The following is a 16513-nucleotide window of genomic DNA, read 5'->3' as shown; positions in this document are numbered from 1 at the left end:
AACATGCATGTACAACAACAGGTTCAACTCAAAAGTTTAAACACGCTCAATTTAAATGCCACTGTTTCGCATTATGTCCAGATCAATCAGCCTAATGATGTGGTTGAGGCATTGGCATTTGCTGAACAGCAGCAGCTCAATGTCATGATTTTATCGGGTGGAAGCAACCTGTTGTTGCCACAGCGCATTCAGGCACTGGCAATTCATTTAAATATTCAGGGCATTGAAGTCGTTGCTGAGGATGACCAAACCATCACAGTTAAAGTAGGTGCGGGACAGGTCTGGCATGATTTTGTTTTATACAGTACCCAGCAGAACTGGTTCGGTCTGCAAAATCTGGCCCTAATCCCAGGGTTGGTTGGGGCATCACCTGTACAGAATATTGGTGCCTATGGTGTTGAGGTGGGTGAGTTTATTGAGTCGGTACAGGTGTATGACCGTAAACTGAAATGCTTTGACTTCATTTTAGCTCAGGATTGTCATTTTGCTTACCGTCATAGTATTTTTAAAGACTTTCCTGATCGTTACATCATCATTAGTGTAACCTTTAAGCTGTTAAAACATGCCAGTTTAAAACTGAGTTATGGGGATTTAAAGCAGGCGGTTGGGGATGAACAAACGGCTGAGAACCTGCAAAATCAGGTGATACAGATTCGCCAAAGTAAATTGCCTGATCCCAAAGCATTTCCGAATGTGGGCAGTTTCTTTAAAAATCCCGTTCTGACTCAGGCTGAATTTGAAAAAATTTCTCAACACTTTCCCAACATTCCGCATTATCCCCAAGCCAACGACAATGTTAAGGTGGCTGCTGGATGGTTGATTGATCAGGCGGGCTGGAAAGGCAGGCAACTGGGTTGTGTTGGCATGTTCCATAAACAGGCACTGGTTTTGGTTAATTATGCCGATGCAACGCTGGAAGATGTGAAAAGTACCTATAGCGCTGTACAAAATGATGTAAAACAAAAGTTTAGTATTCAGCTTGAACCTGAACCTGTGTTATATAGTGAGCAAGGTTTGATTCAGCCCCATACTGCATAAGGAGTGATATGGCGCAAGTACATTGGATGGTCAGTTTAGTGCGGATAGCCACCATACTATTTGTGCTATTGGGCTGCTTTGTGCTTTTTTTATATTCTCCGTTTTATTCACAGCTTGTGGTGAAAGGGTTAAATTATTTTGTACCAGTTGATGTCAATGAGGTGGCCGCTGAAAGCCAGAAAGCAGCGGCTTTAAGTGAACATGAGAATCTGGAACCTGGTTCCAACTTATGGATTGCGCGTCAGGCCTATTTAAAGCTGATGGAAAAAACTTTTCAGTCTGAAAAACCTGAAGATTTAAGGTTGATACAGGCACGCTATAAATTGCTGCAACAAACCATTATTGATGAACAGGAAAAAGAAGAGCAAAAAGAGAAGAAAAACAACATTCCATTGCTAAACCAAAAAGCAGAGCAGGATCAGGACAGTTCAGCCGTTGTGATCAGTTCTCCAACGGATTTCTTACAAGGCAATACACCTGATAATCAGGCGCTCATGGGTAAGTATCTGGCATTTTTAGAAACCTATCCTGTTGCATTGCCTGTGAATGAGGATGAAAAGGACGAGACCAATAAAGACTTGGTTGAACTTAAAAAGAATAAAGATGATGGTTTTGAGCCTAAAAATACCTCACAGCCTTATGCAATTGTGGTGCTCGGTGGAGGATTGACCCTTGCTGAAAATGGTAAAGATATTGTGGTGAACAACTACACACGCTTACGTCTGGAAAAGACCTTGAGTGTGGAAAAAAAGTATAACTTGCCGATTGTGTTAAGTGGTGTGGAAGCCCCCTATATGCAGGCATGGTTAAAACAACGTGGTATTGAGGCCAAGCTGCTTGAAAATAGAAGCATGAATACCTGTGAGAATTCCAGATTCAGCTCTTTGCTCCTGCAAAAGAAAGGCGGTGCGCCCACCGTGATCCTGATTACCGATGAGTATCATATGCCACGGACACGCCGTTTATTTGCCTTGAATGGCATTGAAACCGTTCCTGTGTTTGCACCCATGCCAACCAGCTTGACCCGTTGGCGCCCTAGCCAACAAAATTATGACCATAGTCGCCGTGCCAATTATGAAATGCTGGCTACGGTTCGTGATATGTTATTTGGCTCTAGTGATTGTCGGGAGATACCATAATGTCGAATATTCCTTTTTTAAATCCGACAATACTCAAACAACTGGATTTACCTGTTCCGAATCGTGAAACCACACCACAGGTTTTGGAGCCACTGGATTTATCAACCACAACTGAACCCTCTAAACCTTTACAGGCCTATCGTAAGCTTTATGGCTTACACTTGCTGGACTGTGAGCATTGGCAGGGTTATGTGGAAATGCCGTTGTTCCGTTTGCATGTGCAGGTATTTCAGCCAAGACAACAAAAGATTCAGGGGACAGTCTGCCTGCTGCATGGCTATTTGGAACACAGTGGAATCTATCAGCCGATTATCCAGGAAATCCTGGATCAGGGATTTAGTGTGATTACCTATGATCTTCCTGGGCACGGACTAAGTAATGGTTCACCTGCCAGTATCCAGAATTTTGACCATTACCAACAGGTTTTACATGCAGTATATGAAGCGGTTCGTGGGGCCAAACAGTTGCCTAGACCGTGGTTAGGCATTGGTCAAAGTACAGGTGGTGCAATCTGGATGCATCATTTACTGGAGTTTGCAGAACGTCGTGAAGATCCAATTGTTGATCGGGTTCTGTTATTGTCACCGTTGATTCGTCCCGCTAAAACCGCCTGGTGGCACAACTCAGTTGGCCTAGGTATTATTCGTCGCATTAAAACCCAAGTGCCACGACATTTTCGCCGTAATAACCATAACCCTGAATTTTTGCGTTTTGTGCGTTTAAAAGATCCATTACAACCCCGTATGATGGGCATGGACTGGATTTTGGCCATGTCAAAATGGATGCTGGAAATGGAACAGCGTCCAGCCTGTCGTATTCCAGTTTGGTTGGCGCAAGGTGCACTCGATCAAACAGTCGATTGGCGCTATAACATTGAATATATTCGCCGTAAGTTTAGGTTGCAGACTTTGTTGATGCTGGAAGAGGGTTCACATCAATTGATCAATGAACGTGCTGATATACGTGCTGCACTGACAGGTTTGATTCCTGCTTTTTTACATGCGAAGCCAAATCACCACTATTACTAGTGGTGATTTCTTATTTAAATTTTGTATTAAAACTGATCCGCATCCGCCAGTTTCCACATTCGATAATAAAAGTTTTCATCATCATCTAAATTATTTTGCAGTAATTCATTTTCCTTGAGGAAAAAATGAATCTGGGCATAATTTTTAATTTCACGATCATTCAAACGCTGGGCCAAATGATGTGCCTTAATATCTGAGGGATGACGTAAACCTGCGGCGGCGATCATTTCAGAAAGCGCATGCAGTGTATTTTTATGAAAATTAAAAACACGTTCCGCCTTGCTGGGTACATCAATGGCTTTTTGTCGGTCTTTATCCTGTGTGGCAACTCCAACAGGGCATTGATTGGTATGACAACTTTGTGCCTGAATACAACCTACAGCGAACATAAACCCCCGTGCGGAATTGACCCAGTCTGCACCAAGTGCAAATGTACTGGCAATGTCAAACGCGCTGATAATCTTTCCACTGGCGCCGATCTTGACCTGACCGCGTAATCCTGCACCCACTAAAGTGTTATGGACAAAACGTAAACCCTCTCGTAAGGGAGTACCAATGTAGTCGCTAAATTCAATTGGTGCAGCGCCCGTTCCACCCTCGGAACCATCGACCACCACAAAATCAGGCATGATTCTAGTTGCGAGCATTGCCTTGACGATACTCATAAATTGCCAGGGCTGCCCAATACAAAGTTTAAAGCCAACAGGTTTGCCACCAGACAAGTCCCTCAGTTTTTGAATGAAATGCATCATTTCAATGGGGGTGTTAAAGCTTGGATGACGAGATGGGGAAATACAGTCGTGGTCTCTGGAAACACCGCGAATTCGGGCAATCTCCTCAGAGATTTTATGTTTGGGTAAAATGCCACCATGACCTGGTTTGGCGCCCTGTGAAAGCTTAAGCTCGATCATTTTAATTTTTGGGTTTTGGGCCTGTAGGGTAAATTTCTCAGGATCAAATAATCCTTCAGGTGTACGACAACCAAAATAACCACTGGCAATTTGCCAAACAATGTCGCCGCCATTTTCCAGATGGTAAGGGCTTAAACTACCTTCACCCGTATCGTGGTAAAAGTTGCCCAGTTGGGCACCCTTGTTTAATGCCCGAATTGCATTGGCACTTAGGCTGCCAAAGCTCATGGCCGAGATATTCATGATTGAGGCGCTATAAGGCTGGCTGCATTGCGCATTGCCAATCAGAACACGAAAAGTGGATGGATCGGCAGGTGGGCAGGGTGCCATCGAATGCACAATAAAACGGTAGTTGGGTTGATAGACATCAATGATGGAACCAAAGGGCTTGTCTGCATTTTCATTTTTTGCACGTTGATAAACCAGGCTGCGTTGCATTCTGGAAAAGGGCAATGCATCCTGATCGGCTTCAATAAAATACTGGCGGATTTCGGGGCGCACATCTTCAAAAATAAAACGGAAATGACCCAGAATTGGATAGTTTCTTAAAATCGCATGCTTTTTCTGGAGCAGGTCATATAAGCCAACCACACTGAGCAGGCTTGTCACGAGCCAAAGCCCATTCAATAAAGTGTCGGAAATAAAATAATAAATGCTATGCGGGGTATAAATGACCTTGAACCAGCTAATGGTCAGCGTGATCAGGATACAAAGGAACCAAACCGAATGTCTTGAAAAGAAAGTATTAAGTAATTTATGTCTTATAGCTTGTGCAGGGCTAGCCATAGGCAGGAGATTCCTATAATTAAGCAATCCACAAACCATGCCAAGAACCGTCTTTAACCACAAGTAATGAATTGTTAGACTTGAGAATTATTCTCTTAAATCAGCTAAAATTCAGTTCAACCTATCTGGATAAATTTTCCGATTTTTTTCAGTCTACATTTGTTGATAAGGCCCTTAAATTGTTGCATTCCCTGAATATCCAGACCCGCTTGGGTGGTTTCTACCTGTTCTATTATTCCATAGTGGGAACATTCATGCCTTATTGGAACCTCTATCTGCAAGATCAGGGATTTAATTATCAGCAAATTGGAATTCTATCTTCGATTGCAATTATTACCCGTTTTTTTGCCCCCTTGATTTGGGGCTGGATTGCAGATAAATCAGGCAAGCGGATGCTACTGGTACGAATTGCGACCTGGATGGAAGCCTGTATCTGGTTTGCAATTTTTGTGATTCCGAATAGCTTTCAATCGATTGCTTTATTGATGCTGGTTTTTAGCTTTTTCCAGAATGCGATTCTGGCACAGTTTGAGGGGGTGACTTTATTCTGGCTGGGTGAAAAGCGGGCTGAGTTATATGGCAAGGTTCGGAAATGGGGTTCAGTCGGCTTTATTGTTGGGGTATTTGCCATAGGCGCATTATTGGAAATTATTCCAATTTCAATGTTACCTATTCTATTGTTATCAGTTTCATTTTTGGCCTTTTTATGGTCATTTAGCATTAAGGAGCCTGAACATGCGCCAAGCTCGCAAAAGAAGCTGGAACCTTTATTGCCAATTTTAAAAAAGCCAATGGTGGCCGCCTTTTTTTGTATTGAGTTTATTTTACTGTTTTCACAGGCGCCTTTTTATAGTTTCTATAGCAATTTCCTGAAAGAAATCGGTTTTACTACCATGCAGATTGGAACTTTATGGGCGACAGGTGTGATTGCTGAGATTGTGATGTTTGCAGTGGCGCAAAGAGTCTTTTTTATCCGATTTTCCTGGAGAACATTGGTTGCTGCCTGTTTGATCTTGACCAGTTTACGCTGGTTGTTGGTGGGTATATTAAATACAAATTTTATTGGACAGCTTTTAGCACAATGCCTGCATGCATTTAGTTTTGGGCTTTTTCATCTGATTGCAATGAAAGTCATCTTCCAGAATTTCTCTGCTGAACAGCAAGGTCGCGGGCAGGCACTTTATAGCACCATGTGGGGACTAGGTGTGGCATTGGGAAGTTTATTGGCAGGGCATTACTGGCAAATTTTATCAGGTGCCACCATTTTCTTATGTGCCAGTGTGGTTGTTCTTTTAGGCTTGATTTTGGTGATCTGGCTGCCGAATCAAATTGAAACGACAGCGTCTAAGTTAAATCAAAGCTGAATATTTTTATATTGCGGCATCCACGGTTGTGCCTGTTCAAGCTGTGCAGCGAGTTGAAGTAAACGGTCTTCACGCCCAAATGGTGCAATAAACTGACTGCCCAAAGGCAAGCCATTTTTATTCCAGTATAAAGGCACAGACATGGCAGGTAAGCCTGTGACATTTGCCAATTGGGTAAAAGGCACCCAGCTCAAGTTCTCTTGTACCATTTTCTCGACCAGTTTACCTTGTGCAAGATAATGGGCTTTTCCAACTTTTAATAAGCCTTTTAGGATAGGTTTTAGCCAGCTAGGCATTGCAACTTCACCATTTTTGGGTGCAACTGACGCGGTGGTTGGGGTTAGGTAAAGATCATATTTTTCAAAGAAGATATTCATTTGCGTGCTATGCATTCCCCAATGATTTAGGGTATGAATATAATCTGTTGCTGTCGTTTTCGCCCCAAAGGCTGCCAGGGCATTGGAGTCAAGCTCAAAATCCTCATCGGTCGCACCTGACATGTGTTTAATTTGCGCCTGCATGTAGGAGAACTGACTAAACCATGTGGTGATAAAGTCTTTAGCGAGTTCCAGACCATTTATTTGCGGACGGTCTTCAACCACGATATGTCCAAGTGACTCTAGAAGCTTGGCTGTTTGCTGAACCGCTTGAATCGCATCTTTGGAAACTTTGGTGCCAATCGGTGACTGGGTATTAAATGCGATTGTTAATTTTTTTGGAGTCTGCTGGATAATATCCAGATATTTCTGGGTTGGAGATTGAATGATAAAAAGTGAGGTCTGTTCTGGACCTTGAACCGCATCCAGCATGGCGGCACTATCCCGAACGGTTTTACAGAGTACATGCTGCATGGCTGCGCCGTGCATGGCTTCACTAAACTGCGGCCCCCACGGTGTACGTCCACGGCTCGGTTTAAGTCCAAACAACCCACAATAGGAGGCAGGGATACGGATTGAACCACCGCCATCGCCAGCTCCCGCAACAGGAACCAGACCACCAGCCACTGCTGAGGCAGACCCGCCCGAAGAACCGCCACTATTATGCTTTAAGTTCCAAGGATTATGACATGAACCCCATGCATCTGGTTCCGTAATGCCCTTGATGCCAAACTCAGGTGTATTGGTACGGCCAAAAGTCACAATTCCTGCTTTTTCCCAACGATTGACAATTTCTGCATTAAAGTCAGGTGTGTAATTGATTCTTTTAAGGGCATTGCTGCCATAGGATGTGGGTACACCTTGATATTCCTGAAACAGGTCCTTGACCAAAAAGGGAACACCCGCAAATGCGCCCGTAAGGGGTTGCTGGACACGTTGTTTAGCCTGTTCATACATAGGGATAATGATTGCATTCAGTTTTGGATTGGCTTTGTGGGTATGTTCCAATGCCACCTGTAATAGTTCAGATGGGTGAATTTCCTTGTCCTTGACCAATTTGGCCAAACCGAGTCCGTCATATTGAATGTATTCAGAAAATTTCATGGCTTTTATCCCTAAAGCTAAACCGTTAATAAATGGAAAATTTTAAGCGTTATTGGGGATAAGAATACCTGAAAAAAATGCAGAACAATCAAATAAATTGCAGAATAAAAATATTGTGTTTATATGGTTATGATTGCGGGATTTTCTTTAAAAATATGCTAAGTTAAGCCAATGCAACGTTTAGATTACGACTTAATTAAATCTATGAAAAATATTTATATTATTGGATTGTTATGGGCTTGCTCAACATGGACTATGGCAGATACGGTTGTGAATGCGAAAACAGTGACACCGCAGCAAATTGCAAAAGCAAATGCAATTCGTGTCACCAGCCGCCCAGAAATTATGGGTTTGTGGGGAATGGAAATTACCAATAACAAGAAATGTGTCGAATATTATAACTTCCGTGGCATGAGTGATGTGGTGATAAAAAGTGGTCAGGAATGGTCTTATGGCCTGTATGATTACCAGCCCTCTGAAGATCACAAGGAACGTTTGCCTGCACTGATTTTACAGATTAAGTATGACAATAATGAGATGGACTGTTCTGGTCAACAACAGGATCAAACGGGTGAGGTTTCACAATACTTTGTGAAATGGGCGAATGATAATACCATTGATTTTTGTGCCAATGAAAAAGGCGAAAAGTGCTTTGCAACCTTACGCCGTGTTTTACCATAAAGAATTAAGGCCAATAAAAAACCTCTTATAATTTTATAAGAGGTTTTTTTGTTTAAGCAGTTTCAGCCTGTTGTGCCAACTGTTTTAATAAATGCTTCTCAAGATAATGGATATCCATTGCCTGTTCACAGAAATTGGCATCCTGCAAAATCAGGTCTTTATGCAGTGGAATATTGGTCTTGATTCCTGTCAAAATCATTTCATCCAGCGCCTGACGCATACGGGCTAACGATGTTTCACGATCTTTGCCATGTGCAATCAGTTTGGCAATCATGGAATCATAGTAAGGCGGAATGCTGTAACCCTGATAAATATGAGAGTCTAGACGGATACCTGCGCCACCTGGTGCATAGAAAGTTTCAATTTTTCCAGGGGATGGCAAGAACGTGGTCGGGTCTTCTGCATTGATACGACATTCAATGGCATGGCCTTTAACCTCAATCTCATCCTGTTCAAGGTTTAAACCTAAACCCGCAGCAATACGAAGCTGCTGTTCAATAATGTCCACACCCGTGACCATTTCAGTGACAGGATGTTCAACCTGTACCCGTGTATTCATTTCAATGAAGAAAAATTCACCTTCTTCAAATAAAAACTCGAACGTACCAGCACCACGATACTGCATCAATTTACAGGCATTGACACAGGCTTCCAGAATATCTGCACGCGCCTGTTCTGGCAGGTTTGGTGCAGGTGCCTCTTCCAGTACCTTTTGATGGCGGCGTTGTAGGGAACAGTCACGGTCATACAAATGGATTGCATGGCCATTGCCATCGCCAAGTATCTGAACCTCCACATGACGGGGTTTTTGCAGGAAACGTTCCATATAGACGGTATCATCGCCAAACCACATTTCTGCATCACGCTGGGCAGCCTGTACCGATTCAAGCAGGGTATCGACACGCTCGACAATACGCATACCACGACCACCACCACCAGCCGCAGCCTTGACAATCAATGGAAAGCCAATTTCTTTGGCTTCCGCAAGCGCGTTGTTTGGTGTCACTGCATGGGCGGAACCTGGTACAGTTGGAACACCAGATTTCTTCATTGCCATAATCGCTGAAACCTTATTCCCCATCAGGCGGATATGTTCAGGACGTGGACCAATGAAAATAAAGCCAGAGTTTTCAACAATTTCAGCAAACTCGGCATTTTCTGACAGGAAACCATAACCAGGATGGATGGCATCCGCACCTGTAATTTCTGCGGCGGTAATAATGGCAGGAATATTCAGGTAGCTTTCACTGCTTGCACCTGGGCCAATGCAGACCGCTTCATCAACAAAGCGTAGATGCATTAAATCCTTGTCGGCATCGGAATAAATTCCAACGGTTTTTATGCCAAGAGTTTTACAAGCCCGCGTAATTCGTAAAGCGATTTCACCACGGTTGGCAATGAGTACTTTTTGCAACATAGGAATCCCCAGACTCATTAGGCACGGTAGCGGAAAAGCGGTTGACCGAACTGAATCACTTCACCATTCTTGACCAGAATTTCTTCAATCACACCACTTTGAGTTGCCTCAATTGGATTCATGATTTTCATGGCTTCAATAATACCCAGGGTTTCACCCGCAGAAACTGTTTGACCCACATTGACAAATGGTGGTTCACCTGGACTTGGTGCTGAATAGAAAACGCCAACCATTGGAGAGCTCTCAACCGCACCACGTGGTGTTTTTGCAGCGGGAGCTGTTGGTGCTGAGGTGATTGGTGCTGCAACAGGAGCCGCTGCATATACAGGTGTTGGACGAGTCAGTGAAATGGATTGGTCGCCTTCCTTAACTTCTATCGCTTGTAAGTCAGATTCAATCATCAGGTCGATGAGTTTCTTGATTTTACGGATATCCATGAGTGAGCATTCCTAAATGTGTAAATTAGTTAGAAGATTGAATTTTTTCGATGGCATAATCGAGTGCAAAGGAATAACCCCTGGCACCTAGTCCACAGATTACGCCAATGGCTTTATCTGACAGGTATGAGTGATGACGAAATGTTTCACGGGCGTGAACATTTGACAAATGCACCTCAATAAATGGGATGGCAACACCAAGTAGGGCATCACGTAAGGCCACAGAGGTGTGGGTAAGGGCGGCAGGGTTGATAATGATAAATTTTATATTTTCATTTTGTGCCTGATGGATGCGATCCACAATTGCGCCTTCCCAGTTGCTTTGAAAGGTATCCAGTGTCAATGACGAATTTTTAGCCTGAGCAGTGAGTTGCTGGTTAATATCCTCTAGGGTGAGATAACCATAGACTTCTGGTTCGCGCTTTCCTAGCAAGTTTAAATTCGGTCCATGAATCACCAAAATGGTTGAGCTCATTCAGCCTGCTCCAATTCTAAAACTGCAAATATGTTTTGCAAGATGTCTGCAAAGTTTGCTTATTATGGCACAAAATTCTGCAATTTTTTTATAATTTATTTTAATCGATGAAGAAAGTTGCATACCAAGCATGCTGCATATAATGAAAACTTTGCAAGGAATTGGCAATGTTAAAATATGACAAATTTTAGGGTGTTTTACTTTTTCATTATTCTAAACTGAATTGCCACTTTTCGTTCATGGGATTTGTGTAACTCAATAGTCAAGCTAGCCAAATGATGATTTTTTAACTACATGCAAACTCATCATAAATTTCAACTAGCATATACGATTTTGATTCAATAAGGATTAAATTTTGTTTTAATTTATTGTTTTTATTTGTTTTAGTTGAAATATATTGTTTTAGATTAATTTATATAGATAGCATCTGTATTAGGTTTGGAACAGGCACAAAAGGTTTTTAAAAAGTGATTGTTCGTTGTACAGCTTTAAAAAATTTAGAGTTGGCAAAAATGATGATTTTTTCATTTCGGGATGGCTGCTAATGACATAAAAATGTCCGAAAAAGATAACCCTTGTTGATTAAGATGGTGAGTACTTAAGAGACTACTTTTGATTGGCGTAATCTCTTATGGGTCTTTCAATGCTGTCTTTAAAATTAAAGGCAGCTTTTTTTCCTATTGTTTGATGGTCTGTAATGCGGTGTGATGTATGTCAGGCAACAAACAGTTTTGAGCCTGATGAGTAACAAATTTCACGTCCTGATCAGAACCATTCCATTTCTGCATTTGTTGAAACAGCCATTCAAAGTCACTGAGCTTGGGTTCAGCATTCTCTTGGACAAAATTCCGAACAATATTTTGAATAGTGTAGTATTTTTCGACATGCACTTCTGTAGAGCAGTTGAACTGGATCACATCAAACTCAATCAGCAATTGCCATATGGGCGCAAAATCATCTAGTTCCCGAAGTTCCTGCTGTGCCTTTAGAATGGCCCCTGTTAATGCTACGAGGGTATTTGGATGCTGTTGCGCCCATTCCTGGGTTACAGCTAAAACCTTATCTGCCACATTTGGAATAATATCCTGGCTTGAACAGACAATATGGCTTAGTCCTTGTAGCTCAGCTTGTGTATTCCACGGTTCTCCCACACAAAAACCATCAACCAGATGATTGCTCAAGGCTTCAACCATATACGGTGGGGGCAGTGTTTTCATTTGAATGGATTGTGCAAGTTCAGGATCGGCCAGTGTCAGCCATTCCCTTAAACAGTAATGATGAATGGAATGTTTAAACACATGGGCTAAGGAAACAGTATGATTTTGTTTGATATGGCTGAGCAGTTTTTTTGCAGATGTCTCGGCGGAATCATGTTTTTGAATATCAAGCTCATAACAGAGCTTTTGGCTTAAACTAATGAAAGCGCGATTTTCACTCAATACCAAAGGAGTTTGTAAGGGAATACCAATTTGGTCTGCACCAACCGCAGCAGCAGGTAACATTGCCGATAAACAATGCGCTGCATCCAAAAGTCCAAAGGCAAGGCGATCACGTAGACTTGCCCAGGATGCTTCCCTGACCAATGTGACATCTAGCCCAGCGTCATCAAAGAAACCACGATGTTTTGCCCAAAGCAGTGCAACACAATCCAGCAAGGGAATATAGCCAAGCTGTAATTCGGTTTTTTCTACTTTTTCTAATTCGACTAAATGACTCATCTATTCATCCTTTAGCTGGCTATTTAATTGATTGCTTAAAAGTTGTTGTGCATCGAGTAAACGGCGTGCCATTTCCCCAATAGTCATGCGATGGCTCATGGCGTTTTTGCGCAGTAATTGAAAGGCGGTATCTTCTGTTAAGCCATGCAACTGCATCAGCAATACTTTGGCCTTTTCGATATCCTTGCGGTCAGCAAGTTTGGTTTTGGCATCCTTAAGGTCACATTCCAGTTTTTTATGTTTTTTATATTGCTCAATTGAAATATCCAGAATGGTATGCAGGCGGCTAGGATCAATACCATCAACAATATAGGCAGTAATGCCTGCATCAATGGCCTGTTTAATAGTGTCTTTATCGGTGTTCTTGGTAAACAGCACAGTAGGCAGGTCAAAATTGCTGACACAACTCTCAATCACATCGCGATGGGGATGGTCCATATCCAGCAGAATCACATCTGCCTGTAGATGTTCGAGTTTAAAAATATTCAAGTGATCAAGTGTAAAGCAGGCAACCACATCGAAGTCGTGTTCAATCAAACACGTTTTGATGTACTCAGCCCGAGACTGATCATCGTCAATGAGTGCAATTTTAAGTTTCGGCATAAGTGTACAGGGTCAACAGTAGATAATTGCACATTTTAGGTCGTGCTATGAGTGGGTCTTATGGGCATTTCAACTACGAAATATGAAAGATCCTATAATTTTTTGAAGCAAAATTAATGCCATAAAGTATGTTTTTAATTGTCTTATTCGGTGCAATTGCCCTCTAACTTATATGGTTTATGCGCTTTATTGTATCGCTACCTCTCTATTCAAGAAATGAAAATCTGCATTTAGCTATGGAAAATAAGTTTGTGTTCGTTTTTAGTGCATAAAAAGAGTTATTTTAAAGCAGGGCGAATTGTGCTTTAAAACAGCTCAGTGCCTGCTAAGACAGTATTATAATCCATTGGTCTATATCCCGATATTTATTTTACACCTATAAAATTTATAAAAAACAAAGGGTAATGGTAATTATATAGATATGTTGTAAAAGTTGGCACAGCATTTGCTAATTATTCTGTGAGTCAAAGATGACTTTTTAAAATTGTAAGACGGCCAACGATGTCCGATCTGATCGGTTTGTTTACACAAGTGAATTGTGTCAGCAAAGCAATATACGTTCAGTATGGGAGATGGCAATGTCTTTTTTATCTACAAATAAAGTAATCGTAAGCCTACTTAAAATTTCAGTTCCAGCGTCGCGAGCTCGCTCAACAGGGCGGCTCGCTTTTTTATCTGTTCTGATGCCAGCTGCACATTATTCAATTTCCCAAAACATTTCCAAGCCCTTATCTGAATTACACGCCATACAAATGCAAGCAATGGCGTGTAGATAAATTCTGCCTTGGTTTTGCAAATCCTTATACCAGATATATCAGCAACAACAGCAACGCAAGCAACCGCTAGCTGAACAAATAGAGAAGAATTGAGGAGAGACACAATGAAATTAGTGATGATTGGTCACGGTATGGTGGGGCACAAATTCATCGAAGCCATCCTGGAGAAAGCTGATGATGAACTGGAAATTACGATTCTTGCCGAAGAGCCGCGTATTGCATATGACCGTGTACATTTGACTGAATACTTTTCAGGTAAATCTGCAAAAGACCTATCGCTTGCACGTTTTGACTTTGCTGATGCCTACGGAATTGATTTAAGACTCAATACCAAAGCCATTGCGATTGATACCGCAGCACAAACGGTAACCACAAGCCTTGGCGATGTGATTCGCTATGACAAACTGGTCTTGGCGACAGGTTCCTACGCTTTTGTTCCGCCAATTTCGGGCAATGACCGTGAAAACTGTTTTGTCTATCGTACCATTGAAGATCTGGATGCGATTCGTGCGGCAAGCTTAAATGCCAAGTCAGGTGTGGTAATTGGTGGCGGCTTGCTTGGTCTGGAAGCAGCCAAAGCATTGCGTGACTTGGATTTGGAAACGCATGTGGTTGAGTTTGCACCACGCTTAATGGCGGTGCAAATTGATGATTTGGGTGGTAAGGTTCTCCGCCGTAAAATTGAAAACTTAGGGGTGAAAGTCCACACTCAAAAAGCAACGTCATCTATTGAAGCAGGCAATCAATCGACCCATGTAATGAAGTTTGCTGATGGTAGCGAGCTTGAAACAGATGTGATCTTATTCTCAGCAGGGATTCGCCCGCGTGATGAGTTGGCACGTTCAAGTGGTTTAGCCATTGGTGAGCGTGGTGGGATCAAGATCAATGACTACTGCCAAACTTCAGATACAAATGTATATGCGATTGGTGAATGTGCACTTTGGGACAATAAAATCTATGGTCTGGTTGCCCCTGGCTATGACATGGCACGTATTGCAGCGAAGCATATTTTAGAAGAAGAAACACATTGCTTTGCGGGTGCGGACATGAGCACCAAGTTGAAATTGATGGGTGTGGATGTGGCATCTGTCGGTGATGCACATGGTATGACTCCAAATTCACTCAGCTATTTCTATGCTGATGAAGATGCCTTGATTTATAAGAAAATCGTGGTGGATGCTGATAAAACCAAACTACTTGGTGCAGTATTGGTCGGCGATGCAAAAGAATATAACGATCTTTTGCAAATGATGCTCAATGGTTTGGCTGTGCCTGAGCTTCCTGAAAGTTTAATCATGCCAGGCTTTGCCGATTCAGGTGCCAAAGCGGGCGGTAGTGGTGTAGATTTACTACCAGATAGCGCCACCATCTGTTCATGTAACAACGTATCCAAAGCCGATATTTGCCAAGCGATTTGTGAGGGTTCAACCTCACTGGGTGCTTTGAAAAAATGTACCAAAGCGGCAACGGCATGTGGTGGTTGTGCGCCACTTGTCACTCAAGTATTGAAATCTGAGTTACAACGTCAAGGTGTAACGGTCAACAACCACGTTTGTGAACATTTCCCATACTCACGCCAAGAGATTTATCATTTGGTCCGTGTCAATGAAATTAAAACCTTTGATGACCTCATTCATCAACATGGTCATGGTTTAGGCTGTGATATTTGTAAGCCGATGGCTGCCAATATTCTGGCATCTTGCTGGAACGATTTTGTGCTTGAGCCAAGCCATGCAGGTTTGCAAGACAGTAATGACTATTACTTGGGTAATATCCAAAAAGATGGTTCTTACTCAGTTGTGCCACGTATGGCAGGTGGTGAAGTCACCCCAGATGGCTTGATTGCAGTGGGACAAATTGCCAAGAAATATAATCTGTATACCAAAATCACAGGTGGTCAACGTGTTGACTTATTTGGTGCGCAAATTCATCAATTACCGTTCATTTGGGAAGAGCTGAATGCCGCAGGTTTTGAATCTGGTCATGCCTACGGAAAATCGTTGCGTACCGTGAAATCCTGTGTCGGTAGCACATGGTGTCGTTATGGAGTGGATGATTCTGTTGGTTTGGCGATTGAACTGGAAAATCGTTATAAAGGTTTACGTTCACCGCATAAATTAAAAATGGCTGTTTCTGGTTGTACCCGTGAATGTGCCGAAGCACAAGGTAAAGATGTTGGTGTAATTGCCACAGAAAAAGGCTGGAATCTCTATGTTTGCGGTAACGGTGGGATGAAACCACGTCATGCCGAGTTACTTGCTTCTGACCTTGATACCGAAACCTTGATTCGTTACATCGACCGTTTCTTTATGTTTTATATCCAAACAGCAGATCGTTTACAACGGACCAGCGTATGGCGTGACAATATGGAAGGCGGTCTGGATTATCTAAAAGCAGTGATTGTTGAGGATTCTCTTGGACTTGCCGAAGAACTTGAAAATCGTATGGGCTATGTGATTGGCACTTATCAGGATGAATGGCGTACTGCGGTAGAAAATCCTGAAATCCGTAAACGTTTCCAAACCTATATCAATGCCAGTGCTGATGAACAAGCTGATCCGCACATTCAATTTACCCAGGTTCGTGACCAAATCCGTCCTTTAAATGATGCAGAACGTTCTGTAGATCGTATCCCAATGGTTGAAGCATAAGGAGAATC

The 16513-nt window shown here is 42.4% G+C and carries 13 protein-coding genes; 6 read left to right on the top strand and 7 right to left on the bottom strand.

Features of this window, described 5'->3' with window-relative positions; genetic code table 11:
• Positions 1-3 precede the first annotated feature (3 nt).
• Genes murB through QLH32_RS02235 form a run of 3 tightly spaced genes read left to right on the top strand, consistent with a single transcriptional unit; the run spans position 4 to position 3205 of the window.
• Complete coding sequence (gene murB / locus QLH32_RS02245; protein WP_283267884.1) at positions 4-1038, top strand: UDP-N-acetylmuramate dehydrogenase; 1035 nt, start codon at positions 4-6, stop codon at positions 1036-1038.
• An 8-nt stretch (positions 1039-1046) separates the two neighbouring features.
• On the top strand, positions 1047-2177 hold the full coding sequence (locus QLH32_RS02240) for a YdcF family protein (protein ID WP_283267883.1): 1131 nt from the start codon (positions 1047-1049) through the stop codon (positions 2175-2177).
• Positions 2177-3205: an alpha/beta hydrolase gene (locus tag QLH32_RS02235; protein WP_004799324.1), complete on the top strand. Its 1029-nt coding sequence runs from the start codon at positions 2177-2179 to the stop codon at positions 3203-3205. The genes QLH32_RS02240 and QLH32_RS02235 overlap by 1 nt, the downstream gene beginning before the upstream one ends.
• 26 nt (positions 3206-3231) lie before the next feature.
• On the opposite strand, the gene QLH32_RS02230 is transcribed toward QLH32_RS02235, so the two are convergent.
• Positions 3232-4902: an FMN-binding glutamate synthase family protein gene (locus QLH32_RS02230; protein ID WP_283267882.1), complete on the bottom strand. Its 1671-nt coding sequence runs from the start codon at positions 4900-4902 to the stop codon at positions 3232-3234.
• A 179-nt stretch (positions 4903-5081) separates the two neighbouring features.
• Between QLH32_RS02230 and QLH32_RS02225 the strand changes: the two genes are divergently transcribed.
• Positions 5082-6266, top strand: coding sequence for an MFS transporter (locus tag QLH32_RS02225; protein WP_283269274.1), 1185 nt, complete (start codon positions 5082-5084; stop codon positions 6264-6266).
• Here the strand turns inward: QLH32_RS02225 and QLH32_RS02220 are convergent.
• Complete coding sequence (locus tag QLH32_RS02220; RefSeq protein WP_283267880.1) at positions 6257-7747, bottom strand: amidase; 1491 nt, start codon at positions 7745-7747, stop codon at positions 6257-6259. The genes QLH32_RS02225 and QLH32_RS02220 overlap by 10 nt on opposite strands.
• Positions 7748-7951: 204 nt before the next feature.
• Between QLH32_RS02220 and QLH32_RS02215 the strand changes: the two genes are divergently transcribed.
• Positions 7952-8428: a hypothetical protein gene (locus QLH32_RS02215; protein WP_267980030.1), complete on the top strand. Its 477-nt coding sequence runs from the start codon at positions 7952-7954 to the stop codon at positions 8426-8428.
• Between the two features lie 52 nt (positions 8429-8480).
• Here QLH32_RS02215 and accC read toward each other — a convergent pair whose 3' ends face one another.
• From accC to QLH32_RS02190, 5 genes are all read right to left on the bottom strand, one after another.
• Positions 8481-9845, bottom strand: coding sequence for an acetyl-CoA carboxylase biotin carboxylase subunit (accC, locus tag QLH32_RS02210; protein WP_267979494.1), 1365 nt, complete (start codon positions 9843-9845; stop codon positions 8481-8483).
• 17 nt (positions 9846-9862) lie between these two features.
• Entirely contained in the window at positions 9863-10282 is a 420-nt protein-coding gene (accB, locus tag QLH32_RS02205; RefSeq protein WP_283267878.1) for an acetyl-CoA carboxylase biotin carboxyl carrier protein, read from the bottom strand.
• Between the two features lie 25 nt (positions 10283-10307).
• Positions 10308-10757, bottom strand: a complete 450-nt coding sequence (gene aroQ / locus QLH32_RS02200; protein WP_283267877.1) for a type II 3-dehydroquinate dehydratase — start codon at positions 10755-10757, stop codon at positions 10308-10310.
• Positions 10758-11434: 677 nt separating this feature from the next.
• Positions 11435-12475, bottom strand: a complete 1041-nt coding sequence (locus QLH32_RS02195; RefSeq protein ID WP_283267876.1) for an ABC transporter substrate-binding protein — start codon at positions 12473-12475, stop codon at positions 11435-11437.
• Positions 12476-13078, bottom strand: coding sequence for an ANTAR domain-containing response regulator (locus tag QLH32_RS02190; RefSeq protein ID WP_267979490.1), 603 nt, complete (start codon positions 13076-13078; stop codon positions 12476-12478).
• 880 nt (positions 13079-13958) lie between these two features.
• Between QLH32_RS02190 and nirB the strand changes: the two genes are divergently transcribed.
• Complete coding sequence (gene nirB, locus QLH32_RS02185; protein WP_283267875.1) at positions 13959-16505, top strand: nitrite reductase large subunit NirB; 2547 nt, start codon at positions 13959-13961, stop codon at positions 16503-16505.
• The last annotated feature ends 8 nt before the right edge of the window (positions 16506-16513 follow it).

The sequence above is a fragment of the Acinetobacter corruptisaponis genome (assembly GCF_030053775.1).
Lineage (GTDB): Bacteria > Pseudomonadota > Gammaproteobacteria > Pseudomonadales > Moraxellaceae > Acinetobacter > Acinetobacter corruptisaponis.
Note: the sequence above shows the minus strand (reverse complement) of the source record. Positions and strands in the feature narration are given on the sequence as shown.